The organism is Rhodosalinus sp., assembly GCF_046542825.1.
GTDB lineage: Bacteria > Pseudomonadota > Alphaproteobacteria > Rhodobacterales > Rhodobacteraceae > Rhodosalinus.
This window is the reverse complement of record NZ_JBKHAQ010000087.1, coordinates 1-12,374: the sequence shown is the minus strand read 5'-3', so window position 1 is coordinate 12,374 and position 12,374 is coordinate 1. Positions and strand designations below refer to the sequence as shown.

The following is a 12,374-nucleotide window of genomic DNA, read 5'->3' as shown; positions in this document are numbered from 1 at the left end:
TTCAACCAGGACATCCTGGTGCTGGCCAACCCCGAGATCGCCAACCTGCCGGGCTGGGTGATCGGCCTGGTGGCGGCAGGCGGGCTTGCCGCGGCGCTTTCGACGGCGGCGGGGCTCCTGCTGGCGATCTCCAGTTCGGTGGCCCACGACCTTTTCAAGGGGCAGCTCACGCCGAACATCTCGGAGAAGGGGGAACTGCTGACCGCGCGGCTGGCGATGGCGGCCTCGATCGTCGTGGCGACCTATCTGGGCCTCAATCCGCCCGGCTTCGCGGCGCAGACCGTGGCGCTGGCCTTCGGACTTGCGGCGGCCTCGATCTTCCCGGCGCTGATGATGGGCATCTTCTCGACGCGCATCAACAACCACGGCGCGGTGGCAGGGATGCTGACGGGCCTCGTCTTCACGCTGGTCTACATCTTCCTGCACAAGGGCTGGTTCTTCGTCCCCGACACCAACAGCTTCCCCGACACGGTGGACGGCTCGCTGCTGGGCATCCAGTCCACGGCGATCGGCGCGGTGGGCGCGGGGCTGAACTTTGCGGTCGCCTATGCGGTCTCCTACATGACGGCGGACACGCCGAAGGAGATCAAGGAACTGGTCGAAAGCGTCCGCATCCCGCGCGGCGCGGCCACGGCGCAGGATCACTGACACCGATGGGCGCGGGCCTTCGGGCCCGCCCCTCCCCTCACCCCGAAAGGCCCGAGGCCGATGCGCCAGCCCATGCCGATCCCGCCATCCCCCGCCCCGGATCCGGAGGCGGAAATCGCCTTTCTGGCGACGGCGCATCCCTGGGACATGCTGTCGCGCGAGCGGCTCGTCGGGCTCGTGGCGCAGATGCAGCGGCGCCGGCTCGCCGTGGGCGAGGTGCTGCGCGAAGCGGGTGAGGCGCTTGCCTTCGTCGCGGTTCTCGCAAGCGGACAGGTTGCGCGGCTCGATGCCCGCGGCGAGAAGGTTGCCGAACTGGCCCCCGGCGCGACGATTTCGGGCCGCGCCGTGCTGCGCCGCGAGACGGCGCGCAACACGGTCCGCGCGACCGAACCCTCCACGGTCCTCACCCTCGACGAAGAAACCTTTCGCGCGCTCTGCCGCGACGTGCCTGCGTTCGGGCGCTTCTTTGCCGCCGCCCCGGCGCGGCCGGCGCGCCCCGATCTTGCCAGCCTGCCGCTCACCGCGCTTATGACGCGCGATCCGATCACCTGCGCCCCCGAAACGCCGGCCCGGCAGGCCGCGGCGCTGATGCACGCGCGCCGCATCTCTTCGCTCTGCGTCACGCGCGACGAGCGGCTTCTGGGCATCCTGACGCTGCGCGATCTGACCGGCCGGCTCCTGGCAGAGGGGCGCGACCCCGACACGCCGGTGGGCGAGGTGATGACTGCCGCGCCGGTGACCCTGCCACCCTCGGCGCTGGGCTCCGACGTGCTTGCGCTGATGATGGAGCGCGGCATCGGGCATGTCCCGATCATGGAGGGCGCGCGCCTCGCAGGCATCGTCACGCAGACCGACCTGACCCGGGTTCAGGCGCTTGGCACTGGCGAACTGGTGCGCGGCGTGGCCCAGGCCCCCGATGCCGCCGCGATGGCGCGCGTGACCGCCAGGCTGCCCGAGCTTCTGGCGCAGCTCGTCGCCGGCGGCGCCCGGCCCGAGGCGGTGACGCGCCAGATCACCGATGTCGCGGACGCCGCCACCCGCCGGCTGCTGGCACTGGCCGAGGCAGACCTCGGTGCACCGCCGGTGCCCTATCTCTGGCTCGCCTGCGGCAGCCAGGGCCGGCAGGAGCAGACCGGTGTCTCGGATCAGGACAACTGCCTGATGCTGAGCGACGCGGTCACCGACGCCGACATGCCCTATTTCGAGCGCCTCGCGCGCTTCGTGTCCGACGGGCTTGCCGCCTGCGGTTACATCTACTGCCCCGGCGACATGATGGCGACGAATCCACGCTGGCGACAGCCCCTGCGCGTCTGGCGCGACTATTTCTCCGGCTGGATCGCGCATCCCTCGCCGGAGGCGCAGATGCTCGCCTCGGTCATGTTCGATCTGCGCCCCATCGGCGGCGAGACGCGCCTCTTCGAGGGGCTGCACCGCGAAACGCTGGAAGCGGCCTCGAAGAACTCGATCTTCACCGCTCACATGATCGCGAATTCGCTCAAGCACGTCCCGCCGCTCGGGCTCTGGCGCGGCTTCGCGACGATCCGCTCGGGCGAGCATCGGCATCAGATCGACCTCAAGCTCAACGGGGTTGTCCCGATCGTGGACCTTGCGCGCGTCCATGCCCTGCGCGGCCGGATCGAGCCCGTGGGCACCCGCGCCCGGCTAGAGGCCGCGCGGGCGGCCGGCGTGATCTCGAAGGCCGGAGGCCGCGACCTGCTGGACGCCTGGGACCTGATTGCCGGCACCCGCCTCGCGCATCAGGCGCGCCAGATCGCGCGGGGCGCTGCGCCCGACAACTTCATGGCGCCCTCGGAGCTGTCGGAATTCGAGCGCAGCCACCTGCGCGATGCCTTCGTCGTGGTCCGCACGATGCAGTCGGCCCTTGGCCACGGCAAGGGCGCGCTGGCATGATGACCGGCTCGCGCCCGTCCGGCGGCGCACAAGGTGCTGTCACGATCTCTTCGGAGCAGGTATTCGGGGATCATTGAGGGCGCGCGGGGAGGCGCGCCGGGGAGGGGCGGATGTTTCTGGAACTGATCGCCACGATCTTCGCCGGACTCGCGGCAGCGGGTGTCGCACTGCTGGCGAACCGCGTGCTGGGCGGCCGCCTGCCGCGATGGATCGCGCCGGTCGCCGCAGGCGCGGCGATGCTGGCGGCAACGATCTCCAGCGAATACAGCTGGTTCGGTCGGACCGCCGGTGCCTTGCCGTCCGAATTCGAGGTGATCGAGACGGTGGAGTCGCGCGCCGTCTGGCGACCGTGGACCTATCTTGCCCCCTTCACCGGCCGGTTTGTCGCGCTCGACGGTGCCTCTGTCCGGCAGAATTCGGTGCTGCCGGAACAGCGGCTGGCCGATCTGTGGTTCTTCGGGCGCTGGGCACCGGTGCGGCAACTCCAGATCCGGGTGGACTGTGCGCGCGGCGCCCGGGCCCTGCCGGGCGACGGTTCCGGCGACAACGTGGTCTGGCAGACGGTCGGCACGGAGGACACGATCGTCTCGGCGGCCTGCGGGGAGACGGGCACATGAAACCGCGCTGGGGCCTTCGGCTGCGGATCTTCCTGTTCTTCGCCGCGCTCTGGACGGCGGCCACGACATCGGTCATCGCGGCGCTCTGGCTTGGATGGGCGCGGGGCGGCGGCGCCCAGGGCTTCGTGCTGGCCGGGGTTGCAGCGGGTCTTGCGCTGCTCGCGCTGTCCACGCTCGCCTGGCGCCTCTTCGACGCGCATGTCGCGGTGCCGGTAGAACGGCTTGCCGCCGGCCTGCGCGCGGGCGCGCACGGCGGCCCCGGCCCGGCAGAGGACGCTGCCCGCTATCTGGGTGATCTTGCGCCTGCCGCAGCCGCCGCGGCGGGACGGCTGGGCGCGGCAGAGATTGCCGCCGCGCGCCGGGTGGCCGAGGCGACCGAGTCGCTCGCCGCCGAGCGCGCACGGCTGACCGCGGTGCTGTCCCGGTTGCCGGTCGCCACCGTGCTGATCGGCCCCGACCGGCGCATAGCGCTTTACGACGGGCAGGCGGCGGCGCTGCTCGCGCAGGCCGGTGCGCCGCGGCTCGGCGCGCCGATCACCGACTACCTCGAAGCGGCGCCCCTCGAGGCGGCCTTTCGCGCGGCCGTGGCGGGCGAGGCGCAGTTCGTCGCAACGCTGACCGGCGGAATGGCACGCAGCACCGCACGGCTTCGTTCGCTGGGAAGCGACGGCAGCGCGCTGCTGGTGCTGGAGCAGGCCGAGACGCTTCAGCCCGATGAGGCGCGCCCGCTGGTCTACGACTTCTCGCTGCTCGAACGGGCGCCGGACCCGGTGCTCGAGCGGCGGGCGCTGGGCGATCTTGCCTGCGTCGTGTTCGACACCGAAACCACGGGTCTCGACCCCGCGTGCGACGCGCTGGTGCAGGTGGCGGCGCTGCGCGTTCTTGGCTGCCGGCAGGTGCCGGGCGAGCGGTTCGAGACGCTGGTCGATCCGGGCCGCCCCATTCCAGCCACGGCGACGCGCGTGCACGGTATCGACAACGCCCGGGTGGCGGGCGCCCCGACCCCGCGCGAGGCAGCGGACCGGCTCGCCGGTTTCGCCCGCGACGCGGTGCTGGTGGCGCACAATGCGCCCTTCGACATCGGTTTTCTCAACCGCGCGGGCGGGGTGTGGGACCACCCCGTGCTGGACACCGTACTGCTTTCCGCCGTGCTGTTCGGGACCGGTGAAAGCCACTCGCTCGATGCGCTCTGCGACCGTCTTGGCGTGGCGATCCCGCCAGAGCGGCGCCACACCGCGATGGGCGATGCAGAGGCCACGGCAGAGGCGTTCTGCCGGATGCTGCCGATGCTCGAGGCGCGCGGACTGCGCACGTTCGGGGACGTGGTGGCCGAGACGCGGTGCCACGGCCGGCTGCTGGCAGACCTCAACGCACCTTCGGCCGCGCGCGCCTGAGATGTTCACCCCGCTGCAGGCGCAGGGCGCTGTCCGCGATGCGCGTCAGGCGGCTGGCGCAGGTCGCTGCCGCGACCGTGGTGGGTGCAACGCTTGCCGAGGCCCTGCTCCCGGAGAGCGACGCCAAGATGCGCAAGGACGGAGTTGTCTGGCGCGAGACGGGCGATTGCCACGCAGCGCCCGCGCGGGTGCCTGATGGCCGATGGCTCTGGGCCGTGCGCCGAAGGCGCCGGGAGAGCGTCCGGCACGGCCGCATCCCAGACCTGCACAATTCCGCGCCGCAGCGCTCGCGGCTGCCCAAATAGAGGGCGCCGCAACGGAAAGCGCATCGCCCGGGCCGCCGCGCCGCAGCATCCGACTGCGCGCGGCAAAGGCGCCTGCTAGCATCGTCCTGCCTGCGGTAACGGCAGGCGCACGTCGCGGGGAGCGCCGGACAGGGGGATGCCCAGCGCGACGAAACACAGACAGCTGCGGGCGGATGTCAGACGCCCCGCGGACGGTCGAGGCCGTTCCGGGGCTCCGCTGCGGCGCATCAGCTTTGGGGGAGTGACCCATGACCAGACCCGTTCTTCTCGCCGCCGTATCCGCGGCCACCCTCGCCGCGGCTGCACTGCCCGCCGCGGCGCAGGACACCGAATGCCCCGTGAAGGTGGGCGTGCTGCACTCGCTGTCCGGCACCATGGCCATCTCCGAGACCACCCTGAAGGACACGATGGAGATGCTCATCGATCTTCAGAACGAGAAGGGCGGCGTGCTCGGCTGCGAGATCGAGGCGGTCGTCGTCGACCCGGCTTCCGACTGGCCGCTCTTTGCGGAAAAGACGCGAGAGCTGCTGACGGTGGACGAGGTCGACGTGATCTTCGGCGCCTGGACCAGCGTGAGCCGGAAGGCCGTGCTGCCGGTGCTCGAGGAACTCAACGGGCTGATGTTCTACCCCGTCCAGTACGAGGGCGAGGAGAGCTCGAGGAACGTCTTCTACACCGGCGCCGCACCGAACCAGCAGGCGATCCCGGCGGTCGACTACTTCCTCGAGGAGCTCGGCGTGGAGAAGTTCGCGCTTCTGGGCACCGACTACGTCTACCCGCGCACCACGAACAACATCCTGCAATCCTACCTGAAGGAAAAGGGCATCCCGGAGGAGGACATCTTCGTCAACTACACGCCCTTCGGTCATTCCGACTGGTCGACCATCGTGGCCGACGTTCAGGACCTCGCCGCCGACGGCAGCTTCGTCGGCGTGATCTCCACGATCAACGGCGATGCAAATGTCGGCTTCTACAAGGAACTCGCCGCCTCGGGCATCGACTCCGCCGACATCCCCGTCATCGCGTTCTCGGTCGGCGAGGAGGAGCTGTCGGGCTTCGACACCTCCAACCTCGTCGGCCACCTTGCGGCGTGGAACTACTTCCAGTCGGCCGACACGCCGGCGAATGAAGAATGGGTCGCCGCGTGGAAGGCGCGCATGGGCGAGGACCGGGTGACGAACGACCCGATGGAGGCCCATTACATCGGCTTCAACATGTGGGTGAACGCGGTCGAGGAGGCCGGCACGACCGACGTCGACGCCGTGCGCGAGGCGATGTGGGGGCAGGAATTCCCCAATCTTACCGGCGGCACGGCGAAGATGCTCCCGAACCATCACCTCACGAAGCCCGTGCTCATCGGCGAGATCCAGGCCGACGGGCAGTTCGACATCATCAGCCAGACCGAGGAAGTGCCGGGGGACGCCTGGACCGACTACCTGCCGGAATCGGCGGTGCTCGTCTCCGACTGGCAGGAGCTGGAATGCGGGATGTACAACACCGAGACGGACACCTGCGTCCAGATCCAGTCGAACTACTGAGCCGCAGGCCGGGGGCGCGCGCGTCGCGCCTCCGCTTCCGCCCGGGGCCCGGAGTCCCTTACGAGAATTCGCCTCGATCTTTCGTGCGAAAGAACGCCACAAGGACATCACCGGCCGTGACGACAGCCCGCCTGTTCTGCGCCCTGATCGCGCTCGTGCTGCTGCTGCCCGCCGCCGCGTCGGCTCAGACGCTGCAGGACGTGCTCCAGCGCCATGCCGGGGAGGTCGCCGATCCCGGCCGCCGCACGGTGGGCCCGGTCATCGACGATCTCGTCGCCTCCGGCCTTCCCGAGGTGCCCGACTTTCTCGAAGCCTGGGCCGCGCGCGACGTGGTGCAGCGCCGCGAGGACGGGCTTTTCTTTTACGCCGAGCCCGCGGGCGACGACGTCGTCACCCTTCTCGACATCGCCAGCCGCGCACCGGTCGCGGAGGCGGTGCCGGACGACACGATCGAGGAGGTGCGCCCCAATGGCGGGGTGCGCCGCGAGATCGGCACGGCGCTGGTGCAGTTCCAGCTTTCCGATCCCGACATCGAGACCCGCCGCGCCGCCGTCGGCGCGCTTGCCCGCGCGCTCGGGCCCGACCAGATCGCGCCGCTCGAACGCTCCATCCCCGATGAGCCCGACGCCGCGCTCAAGGAACGAAAGGAGCGGCTGCTCGCCTATCTGCAGGCCCGCTTCGGCGCGACGACCGAGACCCGTGTCGCCGCTCTGGACAGCCTTTCGGGCGATCTCTCCGTGGAGACGCGCGCGGTGCTCAACCGGGTGCTCGCCACCGAATTCCGCGTCGCCGCCGCGCCCCAGGACGGGCCCCGCATCGCCCGCACCCTCACCCCCGGCGCCGACATCCCCCGCGCCGAGGCCTACGCCGCCCTCGTCGAGGCCGGCCTCGCCCCAGAAGCCGTGACGCCGCAGGCGATCAAGGCCGGGCTCGAGGCCAACGTGGAGGGCGGCCGCGTCGGCGGTGTCCCCGTGCGCGAGCTCGGCACCGACGAGGCCCGCGCCCGCGCCTATGTTGCGCTTGCCGAGGCCGGCACCGTTCCGCCGCTCGTCACCGAAGCGGGAATCGACGCCGCCCTCGCCGCGCACACCTTCTTCGAGGAATATGTCGAGCCCGACGCCGAGGTGATCGCCGCCGCGACGCGCGCGCTCGGCTCCACCGAGACCGCCGTGGCGATGAACCGGACGCTCGATCTCGGCCTCGACGCGCTCTCGCTCGCCTCGATCTACTTCCTCGCCGCCGTGGGGCTGGCCATCACCTTCGGGGTGATGGGGGTGATCAACATGGCCCATGGCGAGTTCATCATGATGGGCGCCTATACGGGCTATGTCGTCCAGCTCTTCGTGCCCGACCATACCCTGTCGATCCTGATCGCCCTGCCGCTCGCCTTCGCCGTCACCTTCGGGGCGGGCGTGGCGATGGAGCGGCTGGTGATCCGCTGGCTCTACCACCGGCCGCTGGAGACGCTGCTGGCGACCTTCGGCATCTCGATCATGCTGCAGCAGCTGGCCAAGAACATCTTCGGCACCCAGGCCCGACCGCTCACCGCGCCGGGCTGGCTCGACGGCTCGCTGGTGATCAACGACGTCGTGTCGATTTCCTACATCCGCATCGCGATCTTCGTGCTGGCGCTGATCTTCCTCGCCGTGCTGCTCGTCATCCTCAAGCGCACGCGTCTTGGCCTCGAGGTCCGCGCGGTGACGCAGAACCCCGGCATGGCCGCCTCGATGGGGATCGACCCCGACCGGATCAACATGCTCACCTTCGGCCTGGGCTCCGGCATCGCCGGGATCGCGGGCGTGGCCATCGGCCTCTACGCCCAGGTCACCTCCGAGATGGGGCAGGCCTACATCGTGCAGTCGTTCATGACGGTCGTCGTGGGCGGCGTCGGCAATGTCTGGGGCACGCTCGCCGGTGCCACACTCATCGGCGTGTTCCAGAAAGGTGTGGAATGGCTCAACCCCTCGAACACGCTGGCCGCACAGACCTACATGATCCTGTTCATCATCCTCTTCATCCAGTTCCGGCCCAAGGGCATCGTCGCCCTCAGGGGCCGCGCCGCGGGAGACTGACATGACCGCCGCCACCGGACGATCCCCCGGCCGCGCCCCCGCCGCCTTCGCGCCCGAGCGCCGCTCGTTCGTGGCGCAGAACCCCTCGGTCGTGTGGTTCCTCGCCATCCTCGCCCTGTTCTGCCTCGGCGTCACGCTCATGGCAGAGGCCACCGGCACCGGCGCGCTCTCCACCTCCATGGTCAAGACGCTGGGCAAGACGCTGTGCCTGTGCCTCGTGGCGCTCGCGATGGACGTGGTCTGGGGCTATTGCGGCATCCTCTCGCTCGGCCACATGGCCTTCTTCGGGCTCGGCGGCTACGCCATCGGGATGTGGCTGATGTATGCCCGCACCGAGATCATCGTCGCCGAGAACCTGTCCGGCGCCGTCCTTCCGCCCACCGAGGCCGAGATACGGGACGCCATCGCCCGCCAGATTTTCGGCGTCGTCGGGTCCGACGAGTTCCCCGCGATCTGGAGCTTCGCCGACTCGCTCGTCCTGCAGCTCGCCATGGTGGTGCTGGTGCCGGGCCTGCTCGCCCTCGTGTTCGGCTGGCTCGCCTTCCGCTCCCGCGTCACCGGCGTCTACCTGTCGATCCTGACCCAGGCGATGACGCTGGCGCTCTCGCTCTACCTCTTGCAGAACGAGTCCGGGCTGCGCGGCAACAACGGCCTGTCGGGGCTGCAGAACCTGCCCGGGCTCGGCCACGTGAGTCAGGCGACGATCTCCATCGCCTTCTTCTGGGCCTCCGCGGTCGCGCTCGCGGCGGGCTATCTGCTTTTCGCCTGGCTGGTATCGGGCAAGATGGGCTCGGTCATCCGCGCGGTGCGCGACGACGAGGCCCGCCTGCGCTTCCTCGGCTACCATGTCGAGAGCTACAAGCTCTTCGTCTTCACGCTGACGGCGGTGGTCGCCGGCATTGCCGGGGCGCTTTACTACCCGCAGGCGGGAATCATCAATCCCGCCGAGATCGCGCCCATCGCCTCGATCTACCTCGCCGTCTGGGTGGCGATCGGCGGCCGCGGGCGCCTCTATGGCGCGGTGATCGGCGCGGCCTTCGTCTCGCTGCTGTCCTCGTGGTTCACCGGCGGCGGCGCGCCCGACATCGACCTCGGAGTCTACACCGTGCAATGGACGGACTGGTGGCTCGTGCTGCTGGGCCTGTCCTTCGTGCTGGTGACGCTCTTCGCGCCGAAGGGCCTCGGCGGGCTGATCGACCTGATCGCCGAGCGCCGTGCGCCGGCCCGCGTGGGCGATTTAGGGCCCGACAACGGCGCGCTGCGCCGTGAAGAGGGCCCGCCCGAGGAGAAGGCTCGATGAGCGCGCTGCTCGAGGTTTCCGGCGTGTCCGTCACCTTCGACGGGTTCCGCGCGATCAACAACCTCTCGATCCAGATCGGCGAGCCGGAACTGCGCGCCGTCATCGGGCCGAACGGCGCGGGCAAGACCACCTTCATGGACATCGTCACCGGCAAGACGAAGCCCGACGCGGGCCGGGTGATCTGGGGCGAGCGGTCGATCTCGCTGCTGGGCCTGTCGGAAAGCCGCATCGCCCGCGAGGGCATCGGGCGGAAATTCCAGAAGCCCACCGTGTTCGAGGCGCAGTCGGTGCACGACAATCTCCGCATGGCGCTGCGCGCCGCGCGCGGCCCCTTCGACGTGCTGATGTGGCGCGAAGGCGCCGAGGACGCGGCGCGCATCGCAGAGATCGCCGGGGAAATCGGGCTGACCGCGCAGCTCCCGCGCATCGCGGGCGAGCTCTCGCACGGGCAGAAGCAATGGCTGGAGATCGGCATGCTGCTGGCCCAGGAGCCGCGTCTGCTGCTGGTGGACGAGCCCGCCGCGGGCATGACGCCGGCCGAGCGGGAGCACACCACGGCGCTCCTCAAGCGCATCGCCCAGACGCGCGCGGTGGTCGTCGTCGAGCACGACATGGAGTTCGTCCGCCGGCTCGGCTGCAAGGTCACCGTGCTGCACGAGGGGTCCGTGCTCGCCGAAGGCTCCATCGACCATGTCACCGCGAACAGGCAGGTGATCGACGTGTATCTGGGACGATAGCCCATGCTTCAGGTCTCCGATCTCACCCTGCATTACGGCCAGAGCCAGATCCTGTTCGGCGTCTCCCTCGAGGCCCCGCCCGGCGCGGTGACCGCCGTGATGGGCACCAACGGCGTCGGCAAGACCTCGCTGCTGAAGGCGCTCGCCGGCCGCCATCCCTATACCGCCGGCGAGGTCGCCGTGGACGGCACGCCGCTGCGGCACCCCACCGCCTATCAGGCCGCCCGCGCCGGCATCGCCTACGTCCCCCAGGGCCGAGAGATCTTTCCCCTGCTGACGGTGACCGAGAACCTCGAGACCGCCTTCGCCTGCCTGCCCGCGGGCCAGCGCCGGGTGCCCGACCGGATCTACGAGCTCTTCCCCGTGCTCAAGGAAATGGAACACCGCCGCGGCGGCGACCTCTCGGGCGGGCAGCAGCAGCAACTCGCCATCGCGCGCGCCCTCGTCACCCGCCCCCGCGTGCTGTTGCTCGACGAGCCGACCGAGGGCATCCAGCCCAACATCATCCAGCAGATCGGCCGCGTCATCGAGACCCTGCGCGACGAGGGGGAGATGGCGATCGTGCTCGTCGAGCAGTTCTTCGACTTTGCCTACGGCCTCGCCGACCGCTTCGTCGCCATGTCCCGCGGCGCGGTCACCCTGTCGGACGTGAAGGCCCGCGTCACCCGCGACGCGCTCCTCGCCCAGGTCTCGATCTGAAAGGGCGCCGCGGGGGCCAGCCCCCCGGGCGGCAGCGGGGTCAGCGCCGCCCGATCCGGCGTTGATACCGCCGCGGGCGTATACGTCAGCGCGGGCAATGACCGCGCATGCCGCCCAGCCCCGGACCCGCGTGATCCTGTCCGGCGCCCCGCCGGTGACGGCGCATCGTCGCCCGCCTCGTGGCAGAACCGCAGGCGCAGTCCCGGACGGTCCAGGTTGCGCGCGAGGCGGCGCATGGCCGCGTCCGACCCCATCTCGCCATGCCACCGGGCCCCGCCGCCGTGCCCATCGACATACCACAAGGCCGGCCATGGCACCTCTCCAAAGAGAGGATGTCCGGAGAGACAACCGAGTCGCCGGGTGACGTCGTCAGGGTCTGACAGAGACAGGACTCTCGAGAACCCTCAATGCCCCGAAACTGGCATATCCGGGCGGCCGACGACAGTGAAGCCCGCACTCCCCGCCGTTCTGTGGGAGGGAAAAACCAAGGTTTTCAGGGGCTACTCTGGCAAGCAGTGGCGCGGTTGACGGGGCTCGAACCCGCGACCCCCGGCGTGACAGGCCGGTACTCTAACCAACTGAGCTACAACCGCCCGCTTGCCCCCGAGCGTTTCTCCTGCCCGGGTGGCGGCTGTCTTATGGCCTGCGGCGGGCAGCGTCAAGCGGGCATCGGAGAGAATTTCCGTGTGCCGGTTGGGAACGACCGTCACTGGCCCGGCGGCCGCCGTGGCCCGCCTCGGGCCGCTGCTGCGCGCTCCGCCAGCATCCCCTCGAGCGCCTTCCGGAAAAGAAGATGCCCCGTAACCGCTGGCTTGCCCCACCTTCCGCCGTGATCATGCCGATGCGACACCGGCTCTGTCGTGAGGCAGGGAGTCTGTTTCGCAATATATGCAAAGACTGCCTTTCGCAGATCGCTGGGTGTTGAGATCCGCCGCTCCGGTCCGGTCTCCAGGGCACCGTCGCCGCCGCCGCCCAAGCCGAGGCGGACGTGCCCCGGTAGCCCGCAGGCCACGCGGGGCAGGACGGAGCTCCGCCGGGGATCGGCGCCGAGGCGGGCAGCGAAGGCCTCGTCCTCGACATCCGCCGCGACGCGGGCAAGCCCGATCAGCCAAGCCTGCGGCCGATGCCAGTCGCGCCCCTATGGGCACTGGCC

9 protein-coding genes and 1 tRNA gene are annotated in these 12,374 nt (G+C 70.2%); 9 read left to right on the top strand and 1 reads right to left on the bottom strand.

From position 1 onward, the window contains the following. The 9 genes from ACLFOB_RS11320 to urtE form a co-directional block, all read left to right on the top strand. Positions 1-648, top strand: a 648-nt coding sequence (locus tag ACLFOB_RS11320; protein ID WP_410926141.1) for a sodium:solute symporter family transporter, incomplete at its 5' end; no start/stop codon positions are given. A gap of 60 nt (positions 649-708) precedes the next feature. Then, positions 709-2,559, top strand: coding sequence for a DUF294 nucleotidyltransferase-like domain-containing protein (locus ACLFOB_RS11315; RefSeq protein ID WP_410917504.1), 1,851 nt, complete (start codon positions 709-711; stop codon positions 2,557-2,559). Positions 2,560-2,669: 110 nt separating this feature from the next. Continuing rightward, a complete protein-coding gene (locus ACLFOB_RS11310) occupies positions 2,670-3,176 on the top strand; it encodes a hypothetical protein (RefSeq protein ID WP_410926140.1) in 507 nt (168 codons plus the stop codon). Continuing rightward, the gene (locus tag ACLFOB_RS11305; protein ID WP_410926139.1) at positions 3,173-4,570 is read left to right on the top strand and encodes a PolC-type DNA polymerase III; all 1,398 of its coding nucleotides are present in this window, start codon (positions 3,173-3,175) and stop codon (positions 4,568-4,570) included. The genes ACLFOB_RS11310 and ACLFOB_RS11305 overlap by 4 nt, the downstream gene beginning before the upstream one ends. Before the next feature lie 553 nt (positions 4,571-5,123). Next, positions 5,124-6,413: an urea ABC transporter substrate-binding protein gene (gene urtA, locus ACLFOB_RS11300; RefSeq protein WP_410926138.1), complete on the top strand. Its 1,290-nt coding sequence runs from the start codon at positions 5,124-5,126 to the stop codon at positions 6,411-6,413. 116 nt (positions 6,414-6,529) lie between these two features. Then, complete coding sequence (gene urtB / locus ACLFOB_RS11295; protein ID WP_410926137.1) at positions 6,530-8,485, top strand: urea ABC transporter permease subunit UrtB; 1,956 nt, start codon at positions 6,530-6,532, stop codon at positions 8,483-8,485. A 1-nt stretch (position 8,486) separates the two neighbouring features. Next, complete coding sequence (urtC, locus tag ACLFOB_RS11290) at positions 8,487-9,785, top strand: urea ABC transporter permease subunit UrtC (protein WP_410926136.1); 1,299 nt, start codon at positions 8,487-8,489, stop codon at positions 9,783-9,785. After that, a complete protein-coding gene (gene urtD, locus ACLFOB_RS11285) occupies positions 9,782-10,522 on the top strand; it encodes an urea ABC transporter ATP-binding protein UrtD (RefSeq protein WP_410926135.1) in 741 nt (246 codons plus the stop codon). Before urtC ends, urtD begins: the two co-directional genes overlap by 4 nt. 3 nt (positions 10,523-10,525) lie before the next feature. Then, the gene (gene urtE, locus ACLFOB_RS11280) at positions 10,526-11,221 is read left to right on the top strand and encodes an urea ABC transporter ATP-binding subunit UrtE (protein WP_410918414.1); all 696 of its coding nucleotides are present in this window, start codon (positions 10,526-10,528) and stop codon (positions 11,219-11,221) included. A gap of 516 nt (positions 11,222-11,737) precedes the next feature. On the opposite strand, the gene ACLFOB_RS11275 is transcribed toward urtE, so the two are convergent. After that, positions 11,738-11,814 (bottom strand) — tRNA-Asp (locus ACLFOB_RS11275). Between the last annotated feature and the right edge of the window lie 560 nt (positions 11,815-12,374).